The 18,049-nt window shown below is 63.7% G+C and carries 11 protein-coding genes and 1 pseudogene; 10 read left to right on the top strand and 2 right to left on the bottom strand.

Annotated elements, in window-relative coordinates:
- The first annotated feature begins 1 nt into the window (after nucleotide 1).
- The 10 genes and pseudogenes from kdpA (at nucleotide 2) to ACIPZC_RS17060 (ending at nucleotide 15,208) form a co-directional block, all read left to right on the top strand.
- Nucleotides 2-1,696, top strand: coding sequence for a potassium-transporting ATPase subunit KdpA (gene kdpA / locus ACIPZC_RS17105; protein WP_400628352.1), 1,695 nt, complete (start codon nucleotides 2-4; stop codon nucleotides 1,694-1,696).
- 10 nt (nucleotides 1,697-1,706) lie between these two features.
- Nucleotides 1,707-3,761 (top strand): potassium-transporting ATPase subunit KdpB, encoded by a 2,055-nt coding sequence (gene kdpB, locus ACIPZC_RS17100; protein ID WP_400628350.1) that lies wholly within the window; start codon nucleotides 1,707-1,709, stop codon nucleotides 3,759-3,761.
- A gap of 10 nt (nucleotides 3,762-3,771) precedes the next feature.
- The gene (gene kdpC / locus ACIPZC_RS17095; RefSeq protein WP_400628348.1) at nucleotides 3,772-4,323 is read left to right on the top strand and encodes a potassium-transporting ATPase subunit KdpC; all 552 of its coding nucleotides are present in this window, start codon (nucleotides 3,772-3,774) and stop codon (nucleotides 4,321-4,323) included.
- A gap of 149 nt (nucleotides 4,324-4,472) precedes the next feature.
- Complete coding sequence (locus ACIPZC_RS17090) at nucleotides 4,473-7,127, top strand: DUF4118 domain-containing protein (RefSeq protein WP_400628346.1); 2,655 nt, start codon at nucleotides 4,473-4,475, stop codon at nucleotides 7,125-7,127.
- On the top strand, nucleotides 7,124-7,819 hold the full coding sequence (locus ACIPZC_RS17085) for a response regulator (protein WP_241807023.1): 696 nt from the start codon (nucleotides 7,124-7,126) through the stop codon (nucleotides 7,817-7,819). Before ACIPZC_RS17090 ends, ACIPZC_RS17085 begins: the two co-directional genes overlap by 4 nt.
- A gap of 397 nt (nucleotides 7,820-8,216) precedes the next feature.
- Nucleotides 8,217-9,989, top strand: a complete 1,773-nt coding sequence (locus ACIPZC_RS17080; RefSeq protein ID WP_400628344.1) for an EAL domain-containing protein — start codon at nucleotides 8,217-8,219, stop codon at nucleotides 9,987-9,989.
- Between the two features lie 39 nt (nucleotides 9,990-10,028).
- Nucleotides 10,029-10,790, top strand: a pseudogene (locus ACIPZC_RS17075) (PAS domain-containing protein); the annotation flags it as partial.
- Nucleotides 10,791-10,820: 30 nt separating this feature from the next.
- A complete protein-coding gene (locus ACIPZC_RS17070; protein WP_400628469.1) occupies nucleotides 10,821-11,327 on the top strand; it encodes a methyl-accepting chemotaxis protein in 507 nt (168 codons plus the stop codon).
- A gap of 134 nt (nucleotides 11,328-11,461) precedes the next feature.
- Nucleotides 11,462-12,814 (top strand): spinster family MFS transporter, encoded by a 1,353-nt coding sequence (locus ACIPZC_RS17065; RefSeq protein ID WP_400628342.1) that lies wholly within the window; start codon nucleotides 11,462-11,464, stop codon nucleotides 12,812-12,814.
- A 201-nt stretch (nucleotides 12,815-13,015) separates the two neighbouring features.
- The gene (locus ACIPZC_RS17060; RefSeq protein ID WP_400628340.1) at nucleotides 13,016-15,208 is read left to right on the top strand and encodes a TonB-dependent receptor; all 2,193 of its coding nucleotides are present in this window, start codon (nucleotides 13,016-13,018) and stop codon (nucleotides 15,206-15,208) included.
- A gap of 214 nt (nucleotides 15,209-15,422) precedes the next feature.
- Here the strand turns inward: ACIPZC_RS17060 and ACIPZC_RS17055 are convergent, their stop codons facing one another.
- Nucleotides 15,423-17,027, bottom strand: a complete 1,605-nt coding sequence (locus tag ACIPZC_RS17055) for an ABC transporter ATP-binding protein (RefSeq protein ID WP_400628338.1) — start codon at nucleotides 17,025-17,027, stop codon at nucleotides 15,423-15,425.
- Between the two features lies 1 nt (nucleotide 17,028).
- Nucleotides 17,029-18,048, bottom strand: coding sequence for an ABC transporter permease (locus tag ACIPZC_RS17050; RefSeq protein WP_241807017.1), 1,020 nt, complete (start codon nucleotides 18,046-18,048; stop codon nucleotides 17,029-17,031).
- Nucleotide 18,049 lies beyond the last annotated feature (1 nt).

Here is an 18,049-nt window from a genome sequence, read left to right as displayed (position 1 = left end):
CATGCACAGTTATGACTACGCGTTGCTGTTGGCGTTTTTCGCTATCGTGCTGCTATCGGCACCCTGGCTCGGGCGGTTCTTCTTCAACGTCATGGAAGGCCAGCGGACTTGGCTGACGCCGCTGCTTGGGCCGGTGGAGCGGGGCTGCTACCGGCTGGCCGGCGTGCGCGCCGATCAGGAACAGAACTGGAAGCAGTACGCCCTGGCGCTGATGGCATTCAACCTGGCCGGCTTCGTGCTGCTCTTCAGCGTGCTTTTGCTGCAAGGGTACCTGCCGCTCAACCCGCAACACTTGCCCGGCCTGGAATGGTCGTTGGCTTTCAACACCGCGGTGAGTTTCGTCACCAACACCAACTGGCAGGCTTACAGCGGTGAAGCTTCGGCCAGTTACCTGAGCCAGATGCTTGGCATGACCGTACAGAACTTTGTCAGCGCCGCTACCGGGCTGGCCGTACTGGTCGCCTTGTGCCGCGGCATCGCCCGGCGCTCGGCCAGCAGTATTGGCAACTTCTGGGTCGACATGATCCGTGCCACCCTGTACGGCCTGTTGCCGTTCTGCCTGGTGCTCGCGCTGCTGCTGGTCTGGCAGGGTGTGCCGCAGACTTTCGCTGACTACGCCCACGCGGTGACCCTGCAAGGCGCTGACCAGACGATTCCGCTCGGCCCTGCCGCCAGCCAGATCGCGATCAAGCAATTGGGGACCAACGGTGGCGGCTTCTTCGGTGTCAACTCGGCGCACCCGTTCGAGAACCCCACGGCCTGGAGCAACCTGTTCGAGGTGGCTTCGATCATCCTGATCCCGGCCGCCCTGGTCTTCACCTTCGGCCATTACGTCAAGGACCTGCGCCAGAGCCGGGCGATTCTTGCCTGCATGCTCGGCCTGTTTCTGCTTGGCGGCGCGACCGCGCTGTGGTCGGAGCACCAGCCCAACCCGGCGCTTGACAGCGCGCAGGTTCAGCAGAGCGCACCCCTGGAGGGCAAGGAAAGCCGCTTCGGCACGACCGGCTCGGTGCTGTGGGCGGTGACCACCACCGCAGCGTCCAACGGGTCGGTCAACACCATGCACGACAGCCTCAACCCACTCACCGGCATGGTCGCCATGGTCAACATGATGGTCGGCGAGGTGATCTTCGGCGGTGTTGGCGCGGGGCTCTACGGCATGTTGCTGTTCGTGTTGATCGCGGTGTTCCTGGCCGGCTTGATGATCGGCCGGACCCCGGAATACCTCGGCAAGAAACTGCAGGCTCGGGAAGTGCAGCTGTTGGTGGCAACCCTGCTGGTGATGCCGGTCGGCGTGCTGGTGCTTGGCGCTATCGCCGCCAGCCTGCCAGGCCCTGCCGGCGCGGTCAGCAACCCGGGTGCCCATGGCTTCAGCCAGTTGCTCTACGCCTACACCTCCGGCGCCGCCAACAACGGCTCGGCGTTCGCAGGTTTCGGCGCCAACACAGTGTTCCACAACGTGATGATCGGCCTGGCCATGCTCATCGGCCGCTTTGGCTACATCCTGCCGATCCTGGCCTTGGCTGGCAGCCTGGCAGCGAAGAAAAGCGCGCCCCAAGGGCTCAACAGCTTCCCGACCCATGGCCCGCTGTTCACCGGCCTGCTGCTGGTGACCATCCTGCTGGTCGGCGGCCTGACCTTCCTGCCAGCCCTGGCCCTTGGGCCAATCGCTGAACACCTGAGCCTGGGTTTCTGAGGAACCGACCATGAATATGCCCATTCCTGAAGTGAACGCCCGGCACAGCGCCAAGGACCAGACCCGCTTCGCCGCGCTGTGGCGCCCGGCGCTGGTGCAGGCATTCGTCAAGCTTGACCCGCGTCAGCTCAAGCGCTCGCCGGTCATGCTGGTGGTGGCTTTGACCGCCGTCTTGACCACCGTGCTGTGCTTTGCGCCCGGCAGTGACGTGAGCACCGGCGTTGCCGTGCAGATCGCGTTGTGGCTGTGGTTTACCGTGCTGTTCGCCAACTTTGCCGAAGCGCTGGCAGAGGGCCGGGGCAAGGCCCGCGCCGATAGCCTCAAGGCCGGCAGCCAGGGGCTGACCGCAGAGCGCCGGACGCGCGACGGCACGTTCGAGACCGTTGCCGCTGCGCAGTTACGCAAGGACGACGTAGTGCGTGTGGTGGCCGGCGAGATGATCCCAGGTGACGGCGAGGTGCTCGAAGGCATCGCCGCGGTCAACGAAGCGGCCATCACCGGTGAGTCGGCGCCGGTGATCCGCGAATCCGGTGGTGACCGCTCGGCTGTCACGGGCAATACCCGGCTGGTTTCCGACTGGTTGCTCATTCGCATCACCAGCAACCCTGGCGAGTCGACCCTGGACCGCATGATCGCCCTGGTCGAAGGCGCGAAGCGGCAGAAGACGCCTAACGAAATCGCGCTGGACATTCTGCTGATCGGCCTGACGTTGATCTTCCTGATCGTCGTGGTGACGCTGCAGCCATTCGCCCACTTCGCCGGCGGCAGCCTGCCACTGATTTTCCTCGCTGCACTGCTGGTGACGCTGATCCCGACCACCATTGGCGGCCTGCTGTCGGCCATCGGTATCGCCGGCATGGATCGCCTGGTGCGCCTTAACGTGATCGCCCGCTCGGGCCGTGCCGTGGAGGCGGCCGGTGACGTGCACACGCTGATGCTCGACAAGACCGGTACCATCACCTTTGGCAACCGCCGCTGCAGCGCCCTGCATGCCGCCACCGGGGTGACTGCCAAGGAACTGGGCGAAGGTGCCTTGCTCGCTTCGCTGGCCGATGACACAGCCGAAGGCAAGTCGATCGTCGAGTACCTGCGCCAGTTGCATGACTTCGTCGAGCCGGACGCGGGGCAGTTCAACGCCGTCGCCTTCAGTGCCGAGACACGCCTGTCGGGCATCGATTTCCAGCAGCATTGCTACCGCAAGGGCGCCGTTGATGCCGTGCTCGCCTTCGTCGGCATGCAGCGCCTGGAAATGCCGCTGGCGCTGACGCGTGAAGTTGAACGCATCGCCCAGAGTGGTGGTACGCCACTGCTGGTGTGCGTGGACAAGCGCCTGCTCGGTGTGATCCACCTCAAGGACGTGGTCAAGCCTGGCATCCGCGAACGCTTCGCCGAGTTGCGCAAGCTGGGTATTCGCACGGTGATGGTGACTGGCGACAACCCGCTGACTGCCGCGGCCATCGCCGCCGAAGCCGGTGTTGACGACGTGCTGGCCGAAGCCACCCCGGAGAAAAAGCTGGCGCGCATCCGCCAGGAGCAGAATGACGGCCGCCTGGTGGCCATGTGCGGCGACGGTGCCAACGACGCCCCGGCCCTGGCTCAGGCTGACGTGGGCATGGCCATGAACGACGGTACCCAGGCTGCGCGCGAGGCCGCCAACATGGTCGACCTGGACAGCGACCCGACCAAGCTGCTGGACGTGGTCCAGGTGGGCAAGGAGTTGCTGGTGACCCGTGGCGCGCTGACCACCTTTTCCATCGCCAACGATGTGGCCAAGTACTTCGCCATCCTGCCGGCGTTGTTCGCCGCCATCTACCCGCAACTGGGCGTGCTCAACCTGATGCACCTGGCCAGCCCGCAGAGTGCGATCCTGTCGGCCATCGTGTTCAACGCGCTGATCATCATCGTACTGATCCCGCTGGCGCTGCGCGGTGTGCGGGTACAGGCGGCCAGTGCTGCTCATCTGCTGCGACGCAACCTGCTGATCTACGGCCTGGGCGGCATCATCGTGCCATTTGTCGGGATCAAGCTGATCGACCTGCTGCTCAACGCTTTGCACCTGGTCTGAGGAGGCCACCATGAACACATATGTACGCCCGGCGCTGAGCCTGATCCTGTCGCTGGCAGTGGTCACCGGTGCGCTGTATCCGCTGGCGGTGACCGGGGTTGCGCAAGTGGTTTTTCCGGAGCAGGCCAATGGCAGCCTGGTGCGCGATGAGCAGGGCAAGGTGCGCGGCTCGGCACTGATCGCCCAGGATTTCCAGGGCGATGGCTGGTTTCATTCGCGGCCTTCGGCGGGGGCTTATGCCACCGTGGCCAGCAGCGCCAGCAACCTGTCGCCAAGCAACCCGGCGCTGGCTGAACGGGTCACGGGCGATGCCGCGAAGCTGTACCAGGCTGGGCAGGGGCCGGTGCCGCAGGCCTTGCTGACCACCTCGGGCAGTGGCCTGGACCCGCATTTGCCACCGCAGGCCGTGGCCTACCAGATTCCCCGGGTGGCGGCGGCGCGCCAGATACCGGTAGAGCGCTTGCAAGCCCTGCTGGAAGAGGCCACCCTCCACCCATTGATCGGGCCGCCTGTGGTCAATGTGCTGGCCCTTAACCAGGCGTTGAGCAAATTGGGGTCATGAATGTGGGGCCGCTTTGCGGCCCAATCGCCGGCAAGCCGGCTCACACAGGTCGTGCACAACTTTCCGAAGCTGTGAACCGCCTGTGGGGGTCGGCTTGTCGGCGATGCAGGCCCAGAAAAACCGATCGTGGCGCTATTGAAGGATGAAGCATGAGTGACGCAGCCCGCGCAGACGCGCTGTTGGCCAACCTGCCGCGCGAAGGGCGTGGCAGGCTCAAGGTATTTCTCGGTGCAGCACCCGGGGTGGGCAAGACCTACGCCATGCTCCAGGCGGCCCACGCCCAACAGCGCCAAGGCGTGCAGGTACTGGCAGGCGTAGTCGAAACCCACGGCCGCGCCGAAACCGAATCACTGCTCTCTGGCCTGGTCCAGCAACCTCTGCTGCGCAGCGAATACCGTGGTGTCACCCTGGAAGAAATGGACCTGGACGGCCTGCTCAAGGCCGCCCCGGATCTGGCCCTGGTCGACGAACTGGCCCACAGCAACGCCCCGGGCAGCCGCCACGCCAAACGCTGGCAAGACGTTCAGGAACTGCTAGCCGCCGGGATCGACGTGTACACCACGGTCAACGTCCAGCACCTGGAGAGCCTCAACGACAAGGTGCGCGACATTACCGGTGTGCACGTGCGTGAAACCCTGCCGGACTGGGTGCTGCAGGAGTCCTTCGAACTGGTGCTGATCGACCTGCCGCCGCGCGAGCTGCTCGAACGTCTGCGTGAGGGCAAAGTCTATGTGCCCGAGCAGGCTCGGGCTGCGATCGATGCCTATTTTTCCCAGACCAACCTCACCGCGTTGCGTGAGCTGGCCATGCAGGCCGCCGCCGCACAGGTCGATGCCGACCTGGCCCATGGCTACCGCCAGCGTGGCCAAGAGGCGCCGGCACTGCGCGGGCGTCTGCTGGTGGGTGTCGAGGGTGACGACCAGGCCGAACGCCTGGTGCGCCATGCCAGCCGGGTTGCGCAGCGTCGGCATTTGCCCTGGAGCCTGGTGCATGTGGACAACGGGCGGCTGCGCGACGAAACCGCACGCCAGCGTTTGCAGGCGGCGCAACAACTGGCTGAACGCCTGGGCGGGGAAGTGGTGCTGCTGCGCGCAGGCGAGGTGGCACGCACGCTGATCCAGCATGCCGTCGAGCGCCGAGCCAGCCTGGTGCTGGTAGGCCAGTCTCGGGACCGCCTGCGTCGTCGCCTGTTCGGTGCAGGCGTGGCTGCCCGGTTGCTGCGTGAAAGCCACGGGCTTGAAATCAACGTGCTCGACCGCGATGTTCAGCCGGCCCCGGCACGTTCGACCGTGCGACGGGTGTGGGTATGGCGCCACTATCTGTTGGCACTGGCTGCCACCGCGCTGGCGACGGGGTTGTCCTGGGCGGTGTCGAGCGTGTTGGCGCTGCCCAATATTTCGCTGGTGTTCCTGGCCGCCGTATTGCTGGTTGCGGTGCGCAGCAGCCTGGGCCCGGCCTTGGCCTGTGCCGCCTTGTCGTTCCTGACCTATGACTTCCTGTTCATCCCGCCGAATTTCTCCTTCAGCATTCAGCGCGAAGAAGACGTGCTGACGCTGGTGTTCTTCCTGTTGATGGCTGCGCTTACCGGCAACCTCGCTGCGCGTCAGCGCCGGCAGTTGCAGGCCCTTCGCGAAACCCAGGCGCAGACCAACCAGTTGCTCGACCTGTCGCGGCGGCTGACGGTCGCCACCGACCGGCAAGCCGTGTTCAACGCCGCCGGCCAGCACCTCAATGGCTGGCAGGACGTGCACGTGTGCCTGCTCGAACGCAACCCTGAAGGGCAGTTGCAAGTGGCCAGCGGCCAGGCTCAGGCCCTGAGCGACAACGAGCGCGCCGCCGCCGAATGGGCCTGGCAGCATGGGCAGGCCGCTGGCCATGGCAGCGACACCCTGCCTAACGGCCGCTGGTGGTGGTGGCCATTGATCGTCGACGATCATCCCCTGGCCCTGCTCGGTGTGCGCCCCCAGTCCGGCGAACCTCTCAGTGCCCAGCGCCGCCGGCTGCTCATGGCACTTGGTCAACCGCTGGCCCAGGCGCTGGCCCGGGCTCGCCTGGCCGAGCAACTGGAAGCCGCTCGGCTGCACGGCGAGACCGAGCAGTTGCGCAGTGCGCTGCTGGCCTCGGTGTCCCACGACCTTCGCACACCGCTGACCGCCATGCGTGGCAGTATCGACAGCCTGCTGGCGCTGGGCGAGGCCATCCCCACCGAAGACCGCCGCGAACTGTTGGAAGGCACCCGCAACGAAGCCGAGCGCCTTGACCGCTATATCCAGAACCTGCTCGACATGACCCGCCTGGGCCACGGCGGCCTGAAGCTGGCCCGCGACTGGGTCGCCCCGGCCGATATCGTCGGCAGTGCCCTTAACCGCCTTCGCGTGGTGCTCGCGCCGCTGCGCGTGCACACCGAGGTGCCCGCCGAGCTGCCGTTGCTGTTCGTGCACGCCGCGCTGATCGAACAGGCGCTGATCAACGTGCTGGAGAACGCGGCCCGCTTCTCACCTGCCCAAGGCCGCCTCGAACTGCAGGTGTCGGTGCACGAAGAGCAATTGCGCTTCGCGGTCAGCGATCAAGGGCCTGGTATCCCCGTGGCCGAGCGCGAGAAAATCTTCGACATGTTCTACACCGCAGCCCGCGGCGACCGTGGCGGGCAGGGCACCGGCCTGGGCCTGGCGATCTGCCAGGGCATGATCGGTGCCCATGGTGGGCAGATCCTGGTCAGCGAAGGCATCGATGGCCATGGCACCTGCATCACTCTATGCTTGCCCTTGCCCCAACAACCCGAAGCCGAAAGCGAAACCCCATGAGCCAGTCCGCCACCCTCCTGGTCATTGACGATGAACCGCAGATCCGCAAGTTCCTGCGCATCAGCCTGGCCTCACAAGGCTACAAGGTAATCGAGGCGGCCACCGGTAGCGAAGGGCTTGCTCAGGCTGCCTTGGCCAAGCCTGACCTGGTGGTGCTCGACCTCGGCTTGCCTGACATGGACGGGCAGCATGTGCTGCGCGAGTTGCGCGAGTGGAGTGCGGTGCCGGTGCTGGTGCTGTCGGTGCGTGCCAGCGAACTGCAAAAGGTCGATGCGCTGGATGGCGGGGCCAATGACTATGTGACCAAGCCGTTCGGCATCCAGGAGTTTTTGGCCAGGGTCCGTGCGCTGTTGCGCCAGGTGCCGCAAGCGGGTGGGGGCGAGGTGACCGCGAGCTTTGGGCCGTTGACCGTGGACTTCGCCTTTCGCAAGGTGACGCTTGAGGGCGCAGAGGTGGCACTGACCCGCAAGGAATACGCGTTGTTGGCGCAACTTGCCGGGCATCCGGGGCGGGTCATTACCCAGCAGCAGTTGCTCAAGGATATCTGGGGCCCGACACACGTGGAGAACACCCATTATCTGCGGATTGTCGTGGGGCATTTGCGGCAGAAACTGGGCGATGATCCAACCGCACCGCGGTTCATCATCACCGAGGCCGGGGTCGGATACAGGCTGGTTGCGCCTTCCTCCTAGGGCCGTTGCCAGGCAAGCTGAACGTCAGTTGAAGCGCAAACCGAATCACCCCCTCCATTACTCCCCTTTTCTGAATAGTCGCAGCAACCCGCCAGTTGCAGCGACAGCGCCTCCATTCGCGCTTTTTGCCAGGCGCAGCCTGGGGCGCGACCGTTCATTCCTTTGTACGCTAATTTAATTTTGTACAGGTATGCAGCGCTGAATTTGCCGCATTCACGGCGGATAGGTCTTTCCTGCCATCAAAAAAAACTGTACAGCTATCTGGATTTGTACAGGTTTTGTCGGTACTGTTGAATTCCTCGCAGGAGCGCGGAACGTTCAAGGGAGTGATCGAGTCTCAGCAATAGCCTATTGCCATAACCTAGTTACCATTCCGATCGGGGCAGGTGAAATGAACATGAATGTCGCCCCGGTGCCGTCCAACGAAGAGCAGCGCCTGGCCGCGGTCGCCGAGTGGTGTGTTGCGCACCAGGACTGCAGCACCGAGCTGCGCACGCTGGTCGAATGGGCCGGACGGTACTTCAGTGCGCCGATATGCCTGATCTCGATCGTAAGTGAGTGCCAGCAGTGGTTCATGGCCAAGACTGCATTGGAGGCCGACAGTACGCCGCGGGATGTCGCGTTCTGTGCCCACACCATTCTTCAGGCGCAGCCGCTGGAAGTACTGGATGCGACGCTGGACCCGCGCTTTGCCGACAACCCACTGGTCACCGGTGCGCCCGGCATTCGCTACTATTGCGGCGCTCCGCTGCTGGTAGACAAGCAGGTCGCGATTGGCAGTTTCTGCATCATCGATACGGCCCCGCGTGCGGCCTTGGATGATGCCCAGCGCGGGATGTTGCAGGCGTTCGCCGACATGGCAGTGCAGATCATTGCCGGCATACGTCGTCGAAATTTCTACGACCAGCCGACCGGGCTGTTCAACCGGGTGAAACTGGAATGCGACGTGCAGACGCGCCTTGAACGCCATGATGCCCTGACCGTGGTGGTGTTCGACATCATGCCGGCGCAGGTGCTGACGCACATGATCAAGGTGTTGGGCTACAACTTCGCCCACGACCTTACCCTTCAGGTAAAAGACCTGATCGTCAGCCAGCTTGACTCCGATCTGGCGTTGTACAAAATCAGCCCCACCCGGTTTGCCGTCATCGTGCATCAGCACCCGCTGGCAATGTGCGCGCGGGTCATCGGTGTGCTGAGCGACCCTGTGCTGTGTCATCAGATTCCTGTCCTGCTGGATGCCGCGGTCGGTATTTCACCGGTCAGCCGCTGCGACGACGATGGCAGCCTTGACTGGTTGCGCCGTGCGGTCGGCGCCGCCGACGCGGCCCGTGGCAACCCTGGGCGCTGCGCGCACTATCAGCCGGAGGTGGACGCGGCACAGCGCAGGGCCTTCTCCCTGCTGACCTCACTGGGGGCGGCGCTGCAGCGCGATGACGAGCTCAGCCTGCACCTGCAGCCGCGCGTCGAACTGCAAGGCCATACGTGCAACAGCGCTGAAGCGCTGTTGCGCTGGCGCCACCCGCAATTGGGAGATATTTCCCCTGCCGAGTTCATCGCCCTGGCCGAGAAAACCGCGCTGATAGCGTCGATCAGCCTGTGGGTGATGCACGCGGTGTTGAACATCCTGCAACACGCTCAGGCGCCAGACTTACGTATCAGCATGAATGTCACCGCGCGCGACCTGGAGAGCGCAGCATTCATGGACGCCTTGCTCGCCGAGCTCCAGCGCAGGGCCATCGCGCCGGGGCGCCTGCAGCTGGAGTTCACGGAAAGCGTGCTGATCGAGCAACCCGAAGAAGTGCGGCGGCAATTGCTGCGCGCCCGTCAGGCCGGGGTCGACGTCGCCATCGATGACTTTGGTACCGGCTATAGCAACTGGGCTTACCTCAGCCGCATTCCTGCCACGCTGGTGAAACTGGACCGCTCGTTGATCCAGAAGGCCGCGCACAGTGCCAAGGACCTCCTGCTGGTGCAGTCGCTGGTGGGGCTGGCTAACCAGCTCGGTTACCAGGTGGTGGCCGAAGGCATCGAAACCGCTGAACAGCTCACCTGTGCCAAGGCCTGGGGTTGTGCCCAGGCGCAAGGCTATTACCTGGCAAGGCCCATGCCACTGGCCGCCTTCCAGACGTGGTACTGCAACAACCGGCTTCGCTGGTCGCAGTCCTGATTTGACTTATTCGTCGCTTATCCTCAGCAGGTAGCCAGCATGTTCAACCGGCAATTGAAAACCACGCTCGCCGAGCGTGAACGCGAACTGGAAAGCCTTCGGCAATGCCTGGAGCAGATAGAGCAGGCCGGTTTTTTTCTGCGGCTCGACGGCGATTGGCGGATCCTCGACTGCAACCTCGTCAGTGCGGCTGCGTTCGGCGTGACGGTGGATGCCTTGGCCGGCACCTCCTTGAAGCAATGGCTTCCCGCCCAGGCCTTGGGCGGGTTGGCCAGCGCGCTTGCCAAGGGTGTGCCGGTGCACGATGACATGAGCCTGAGCGCGGCCAATGGCAAGTCGGCGTGGTGGCGCCTGGGCTGGTATCCGCGGTTGGATGCACAAGGGCGGGTATGCGAGGTACGGGCATTCGGGCGCGACGTGTCGCAAGAGGTCGGGCTGGCCCGGGAGAACCAGGCGCTGCTCGACGCGCTGTTACGCTCCAGCGCGGTCATCCAGTTCGACCTGGCAGGCAATGTGCTGGCCGCCAATGACACGTTCCTGGCGGGCATGGGCTACCGCCTCGATGAAGTGGTGGGTAAGCATCACCGGATGTTTTGCTGCGCAGAAGACACCGCCAGCCCGGCTTATGCAGAATTCTGGCGAACGCTCAACACCGGCCGCTACGTCACTGGCCGCTTCCGCCGGCTGGACCGGCACGGGCAGGAAGTGTGGCTGGAAGCCAGTTACAACCCGGTGAACGACGCCCAGGGCAAACGGGTGCGGGTGGTGAAATTCGCCTCGGTGGTGACCGCACAGGTCCAACGCGAAGAGGCTATCAGGCAGGCTGCGCAGATGGCGCTGGAGGTGTCGCGCGACACCGTGGGCGGAGCGTCCGAGGGCGCGGCGGTGGTGCAGCAAGTGGAGCAGACCATGCAGGGCATGACCCAACAACTGCAATCGGCCGGCACGACGATCACTGCACTGGGTGAGCAATCGGTATTGATCAGCTCGATCGTGCAGACCATCGGCGGCATCGCGGCGCAGACCAACCTGCTCGCGCTCAATGCAGCCATCGAAGCGGCCCGCGCCGGCGAGCAGGGCAGGGGCTTTGCCGTGGTAGCCGACGAAGTGCGAAAGCTGGCGGCGCGCACCAGCACCGCTACCGATGAGATCGTCTCGGTGGTGGCGCATAACCAGACCCTCGCCAGCCAGGCCGTGGGCGAAATAGAAACCAGCCGCAGTCACGCCACGCAGAGCCTGCAGCTCGCCTCGCAGGCAGGTGAGGCGATTGGCGTGATCCTGCAGGGCGCGACGGGTGTGGTGAACGCTGTAGAGCGAGTGAGTCAGGATTTGCGTTGAGCCGGGCCGGCGTACCGTTCAGCGGGCATCGCTCGGTATCAGCGCGGTCAATGGTGGCAGACGCACAGCTGTTGGCCCTCTAGATTCGTGTGGCGTGCTGGAAGCCCCGAACAACAATAAAGAGGGACCTGACGATGCCGACCGCCATCCAAGCGAACAACGCCTGGCGCATCCTGTTGCTGCTGTTTCTGGCCAACCTGTTCAATTTCTTCGATCGCACCATACCCGCCATCATCATCGAACCGATACGCCTGGAGTGGCACCTTAGCGACTTCCAGATCGGCCTGATCGGCACCGCCTTTACCCTGGTCTATGCCATTGCCGGCCTGCCACTGGCACGGCTGGCCGACACCGGCTCGCGCAGCCGGCTGATGGGCTGGGGCCTGATGGCGTGGAGCGGGCTGACGGCAGTCAACGGCATGGTCGGCAGCTTCTGGAGCTTCCTGCTGGTGCGCATGGGGGTGGGCATCGGCGAAGCCAGCTATGCGCCTGCCGCCAATTCGCTGATCGGCGACCTGTTCCCTGCCGAGCGGCGGGCACGGGCGATGGGTATCTTCATGCTCGGCCTGCCGCTGGGCCTGTTGCTGGCCTTCTTCACCATTGGCGCCATGGTGCAGGCCTTCGGCAGCTGGCGCGCACCGTTCTTCATCGCCGCCGTGCCGGGTGTGGTGCTGGCGTTGTTTTTGTTCCTGATCCGCGAACCCGCACGCGGTGCGGCCGAAACCGTAGCCGTCTCCCAGGCGCCACTGGACCGGCCCCTGCGCCGCGTACTCAGCGTGCCCACCTTCGCCTGGCTGGTGCTCGCGGGCCTTACGTTCAATTTTGCGTCGTACGCCTGCAACTCGTTCATGGTGCCCATGCTGCAGCGGTACTTCGAGCTGCAACTGCAACAAGCCGCAGTGGCCACCGGGGTCATCGTCGGTGTGACCGGTCTGGTAGGCCTCACCCTGGGTGGCTGGGTGGCCGACAAGGTGCATCAGCGCTTTGCCAACGGCCGGCTGATGTTCGCTGTGTCGAGCATGCTGGTCGCCACGCTGGCCACCGCCTGGGCGCTGCATGCCGGGCGGATCGAGCTGGGCCTGTTCGTGGCGCTGTTCGGCGTGGGCTGGCTGTTTTCGTACAACTTCTACACCTGCGTGTACACCGCCATCCAGGACGTGGTGCAGCCTCGCTTGCGCGCCACGGCCATGGCGCTGTATTTCGCCGGCCTCTATCTGCTGGGCGGTGGCTTGGGGCCGGTGGTGGTCGGTGGGCTGTCGGACCATTTCGCCGTCGCCGCCATGGATGCAGCGGGGGAGGTACTGATGAGCGAGGCGTTCAAGGCCCAGGGGTTGCACGACGCGATGTACCTGATACCGGTGGCGCTGATGTTGACCATGGTGTTTCTGTTGGCCGCGTCGCGCTGTTTCAGTCGCGATGCGCAGCGGATGCGGGAGGGGATGGTGGCTGACAGCGAAGCCGCGGTGGGCCGGGCTGTTCAGGCCTGAGTATTTTTAGCTGAAAAGCGGTCTGCGCGGGCGCTGCAATCCAACCCCAGGCATCGGTGGCTTGCTCGCGCTGTGACGGCTCGGAATGCCACTGGTCCTATAGATGGCATTTGGCCTTGTTTCAGGTTGATGCTCATATATGGGAAGCATTATCATTCACGCCATCACTCTAACTCACAATTCTTTGTCAGGATTTGTACGATGGCGTCTCGCTTCCCATCGCGCCCAGCCATGCTGGCGCTCTGCTGTTCCGTAACGCTGATGGCGCAAGCGGCCGAGCCTATTCAGCTCGACGCCACTGACGTCAACGCCGACGCCGTCAAGCCCACCCCCGGCGCGCTGCCCGAGGCGTTTGCCGGTGGCCAGGTCGCCCGCGGCGGCAGCATGGGCGTGCTGGGCAATCAGGACAACATGGACGTCCCGTTCACCCTGACCAGCTACACCTCCAAGCTGATCGAAGACCAGCAGGCGGAGGACATCGGTGACGTGCTGGCCAACGACCCGTCCGTGCGCGAGTCGTTCGGCTTCGGCAACCAGTCGAAGGTCTTCGTGATACGCGGGCTGCCGCTGGCAGGGGATGACATCTCTTTCAACGGCCTCTACGGCATTCTGCCGCGCCAGATCATGTCTACCGACGGTGTGGAGCGTGTTGAAGTATTCAAAGGGCCCAATGCGTTTCTCAATGGTGTGAGCCCGACCGGCACTGGCCTTGGTGGTAACGTCAACTTGCAACCCAAGCGTGCTGGCGATGTTCCTACCCGCCGTTACACCCAGGACATCAGTGCTGATGGGCGCATCGGCGAGCATCTGGACATCGGCCAGCGCTTCGGCGAAGACAACCGCTTTGGCGCGCGGCTGAACCTCAGCCAGCGTGAAGGTGAAACCGCTGTTGACGATCAGGACCAGCGGACCAAGCTATTCGTTGCCGGCCTGGACTACCGCGGCGACACGGTGCGCATCTCCACCGACTTCGGTTACCAGAAGCAGCGTATCAACCACCTGCGCAACTCAGTGCGCCCAGGCACCGCCACCCAGGTGCCAACCGCACCGGATGCCAGCCACAACTACGGCCAGGCTTGGAGCTACAGCGAGTCGGAAGATACCTTCGGCATGATTCGTGGCGAATGGGACCTGAACGAGAGCTGGACCGCCTATCTGGCGGGTGGTGCGCGCCATACCCGCGAGCATGGCACCTATGGCACGCCGGTGCTGGTGGGCAATAGCGGCACGGCTACGCTCTCCGGTTCGGATATCGTCCACGGCGAAGACAACACCAGCTTCAGCGCCGGCCTCAATGGCCGCCTGCAGACCGGGCCGTTCAGCCACCAGATTGCCGTGGGCGCCAATACCCTGTGGACGCAGGCGGAAAACGCCTACACCTTTTATCGCCCAGTCCCTGGCAATACCAATATCTACGACAAGGTCACGCTGCCCAAGCCAACCGACGGCTACCTCACCGGTGGTGAGATGGGTGACCCCGGTGTGACCGGCAAGACCCGTAACCGCAGCATCGCTATTTCCGACACGGTGGGCATGTTCGATGACCGTCTGTTGCTCACTTACGGGGTGCGTCGTCAGCAACTGCGCATCGAAAACTATTTCTATGACGGTACCACTTTCAATGGCGTCGCCAACCCGGCCAATGACGGAAGCCGTAACGGTCCTGCTTATGAAAAGGGCGTGACTACGCCTGTCTATGGGATCGTGTACAAGGCCACCGACAGCATCTCGGTTTACGCCAACCGCATCGAAGGCTTGGCCCAAGGCCCGACGGCGCCGGCGAACACTGTCAATGCCGGGCAGATGTTCCCGCCTGGCCGAACCAAGCAACTTGAGGCAGGTATCAAGCTCGATAAGCAGACCTACGGCGCGAACCTGGCTGTGTTCCGCATTGAAAAACCGTCCGATGGCTATACCGAGGGCACTACCTACATTCGCGATGGCGAGCAGGTCAACAAAGGCCTGGAGCTGAGTGTCTACGGCGAACCGATCGAAGGTTTGCGCCTGATGGCCGGCGGTACCCGCATGGCGTCGGAGCAGAAAAAGACTGCCAACGGTACCAATGACGGCAACCACGCCATCGGCGTGCCGACTTTCCAGCTGAACGCCAGTGTCGACTGGGATGTGCCGGGGGTGCCAGGGTTGGCACTCAATGCCCGGATGCTGCGCACCGGCGGCCAATACGTCGATGCCGCCAACGACCTCAGCCTGCCGACCTGGAACCGTTTCGATGCCGGTGCACGCTACAAGCTGAAAGTCGCCGAGAAGGACCTGACCCTGCGGGTGAACGTGGAAAACCTTACCGACAAGAACTACTGGGCTTCAGCCAATGGTGGCTACATGACCCAGGGCGATCCGCGGTTGGTGAAGTTCTCGGGCACGATTGATTTCTGATCCGGAGCGCTTGCACCACTGTACGGGCTGCCTAGCTCCAGCGCTGCGCTTGCGTAGCTGCTGGAGGGGCTCGTCTCGCGATGGGGGGGCGTTAGCGCTGGGCCTTCTCAGGCCAACACTTCTGGCCCGGTGCACCCTGCGTGGCGCTGTCAGCATCTGCAACCAGGGCAGTGCTGACAGCGACGCACGCGCTGGCGCTCGAAGGCAGTCACCCTCAGCTGTCGTGGCGCAAAAACGCTGCCTCCAACAGTTGCTGCGTATAAGCGTGCTGGGGTGAATGGAAGATCTGCCGGGCCTCGCCCTGTTCCACAACATGCCCATGCTTGATCACCATCAGTTGGTGACTCAACGCTTTGACCACGGCAAGGTCATGGCTGATGAACAGGTAGGTGAGGTTGTACTTCTGCTGCAGGTTGCGCAGCAATTCCACCACCTGCCGCTGCACCGTACGGTCCAGCGCAGAGGTCGGTTCGTCCAGCAGAATCAACGCCGGCTTGAGCACCAGCGCCCGGGCGATGGCGATACGTTGACGTTGCCCGCCCGAAAACTCATGCGGGTAGCGATGGCGGGTGCGAGGGTCCAGGCCGACTTCTTCCAGCACCGCGATAATCGCCGCTTCCTGTTCCGCGGCTGTACCAATCTTGTGAATCCGCAGCCCCTCGCCGACGATGTCCGCCACACACATACGTGGGCTCAGGCTACCAAAGGGGTCCTGAAACACCACTTGCATCCCGCGTCGCAGTGGCCGCACCTGCTGCTGGTTCAAGCCTTCCAGTGCCTGGCCGTGGAAGCGGATGCCCCCTTGGCTGGAAATCAAGCGCAAGATCGCCAGCCCAAGCGTCGACTTGCCCGATCCGGACTCACCCACGATCCCCAGGGTCTGCCCTTGGGGCAGGCTGAAGTTGATCCCGTCCACGGCCTTCACGTGGTCGACCGTCTTGCGCAGCAAGCCTTTCTTGATCGGGAACCATACCTTCAGGTCGTTCACTTCCAGCAGTGGCGTACCCACTGCGGTTTGCGCCGGCAACCCGCTGGGTTCTGCATTGATCAGCATCTGCGTGTAGTGGTGCTGCGGCGCGCTGAACAGCGTTGCGCAATCGGCCTGCTCGACAATCTGCCCGCGCTGCATCACGCAAACACGGTGGGCAATGCGCCTGACCAGGTTCAGGTCATGGCTGATCAACAGCAATGCCATGCCCAACCGCGCCTGTAGTTCCTTGAGCAGTTGCAGAATCTTCAACTGCACGGTCACGTCGAGTGCAGTGGTGGGTTCATCGGCAATCAGCAGTTCCGGCTCATTGGCCAGGGCCATGGCAATCATCACCCGCTGCCGCTGGCCACCGGACAGCTCGTGGGGCAGGGCCTTCAGGCGTTTGCGTGGCTCGGGAATGCCCACCAGTTCAAGCAGCTCCAGCGTGCGCGCAGTGGCTTGCTTGCCGGTGAGGCCCTTGTGCAGCAGCAGGATTTCGTTGATCTGCTTCTCGATGCAGTGCAGCGGGTTCAGCGAGGTCATCGGCTCCTGGAAGATCATCGCGATGCGGTTGCCGCGAATCTTCTGCATGGCCTTCTCACCTTGCTGCAGCAGGTCCTTGCCTTCGTAGCCAATGCTGCCACTGGGGTGGCGTGCCAGCGGGTAGGGCAGCAGGCGCAGAATCGAGTGGGCGGTAACGGACTTGCCCGAACCGCTCTCACCGACCAGCGCCAGGGTCTCGCCCTTGCGGATGTCGAAGCTGATGCCATCGACCACACGGTTGACCTGTTCGCCGGTAACGAACTCTACCGCCAGGTCGCGCACTTCGATCAGGTTCTGTTCACTCATCTCACTTCCTCGGGTCGAAGGCATCGCGGGCGGATTCGCCGATGAATACCAGCAGGCTCAGCATGATCGCCAGTACGGCAAAGGCGCTGATGCCCAGCCATGGCGCCTGCAGGTTTGACTTGCCTTGGGCTACCAGTTCGCCCAGCGACGGCGCGCCCGGTGGCAGGCCGAAACCGAGGAAGTCCAGGGCGGTGAGGGTGCCGATGGCACCGGTGAGGATGAAGGGCATGAACGTCATGGTCGAGATCATGGCGTTGGGCAGGATGTGCCGATACATGATCGCGCCATTGCGCATACCCAGGGCACGGGCGGCACGCACGTACTCGAGATTGCGCCCGCGCAGGAACTCGGCGCGCACCACGTCAACCAGGCTCATCCATGAGAACAGCAGCATGATGCCCAGCAACCACCAGAAGTTGGGCTGTACGAAGCTGGCAAGGATGATCAGCAGGTACAGCACTGGCAAACCGGACCAGATCTCCAGAAAGCGCTGGCCGGCAAGGTCTACCCAGCCACCGTAGAAACCCTGCAGGGCACCGGCGATGACGCCGATGATGGAGCTGAGGATGGTCAGGGTGAGGGCGAACAGTACCGAAATGCGGAAGCCGTAGATCACCCGCGCCAGCACATCGCGGCCCTGATCGTCGGTGCCCAGCCAGTTGTCCGCCGAGGGCGGCGCAGGGGCGGGTACGCGCAGGTCGTAATTGATGCTCTGGTAGCTGTACGGGATCGGGGCCCACAGTACGAAGCTGTCTTTCTTGGCCAGTAGCTCCCGGATATACGGGCTCTTGTAGTTGGCCTCCAGTGGGAACTCGCCGCCGAAGGTGGTTTCCGGGTAGCGTTTGAAGGCCGGGAAAAACCACTCGCCGTCGTAGCGCACGGCAATCGGTTTGTCGTTAGCGATCAGCTCGGCACCCAGGCTCAGGCCGAACAGGATGAGGAACAGCCACAGCGACCACCAGCCGCGTCGGTTGGCCTTGAAGCGCTCGAAGCGCCGACGGTTGAGAGGGGACAAGGCCATG

Origin of the sequence: Pseudomonas sp. NPDC089743 (assembly GCF_044748785.1) — a bacterium.
In the GTDB taxonomy this organism is placed as follows: domain Bacteria; phylum Pseudomonadota; class Gammaproteobacteria; order Pseudomonadales; family Pseudomonadaceae; genus Aquipseudomonas; species Aquipseudomonas putida_X.
This window is presented reverse-complemented; position numbering and strand designations above follow the sequence as displayed.

Excerpts from the sequence above, each read along its gene's own strand:
- kdpA (WP_400628352.1), top strand. The coding sequence starts at position 2 with ATGCACAGTTATGACTACGCGTTGCTGTTGGCGTTTTTCGCTATCGTG.
- ACIPZC_RS17060 (WP_400628340.1), top strand. The coding sequence starts at position 13,016 with ATGGCGTCTCGCTTCCCATCGCGCCCAGCCATGCTGGCGCTCTGCTGT.
- ACIPZC_RS17085 (WP_241807023.1), top strand. The coding sequence starts at position 7,124 with ATGAGCCAGTCCGCCACCCTCCTGGTCATTGACGATGAACCGCAGATC.
- ACIPZC_RS17055 (WP_400628338.1), bottom strand. The coding sequence starts at position 17,027 with ATGAGTGAACAGAACCTGATCGAAGTGCGCGACCTGGCGGTAGAGTTC.
- ACIPZC_RS17065 (WP_400628342.1), top strand. The coding sequence starts at position 11,462 with ATGCCGACCGCCATCCAAGCGAACAACGCCTGGCGCATCCTGTTGCTG.
- ACIPZC_RS17080 (WP_400628344.1), top strand. The coding sequence starts at position 8,217 with ATGAATGTCGCCCCGGTGCCGTCCAACGAAGAGCAGCGCCTGGCCGCG.
- ACIPZC_RS17090 (WP_400628346.1), top strand. The coding sequence starts at position 4,473 with ATGAGTGACGCAGCCCGCGCAGACGCGCTGTTGGCCAACCTGCCGCGC.
- kdpC (WP_400628348.1), top strand. The coding sequence starts at position 3,772 with ATGAACACATATGTACGCCCGGCGCTGAGCCTGATCCTGTCGCTGGCA.
- kdpB (WP_400628350.1), top strand. The coding sequence starts at position 1,707 with ATGAATATGCCCATTCCTGAAGTGAACGCCCGGCACAGCGCCAAGGAC.
- ACIPZC_RS17070 (WP_400628469.1), top strand. The coding sequence starts at position 10,821 with ATGGCGCTGGAGGTGTCGCGCGACACCGTGGGCGGAGCGTCCGAGGGC.
- ACIPZC_RS17050 (WP_241807017.1), bottom strand. The coding sequence starts at position 18,048 with ATGGCCTTGTCCCCTCTCAACCGTCGGCGCTTCGAGCGCTTCAAGGCC.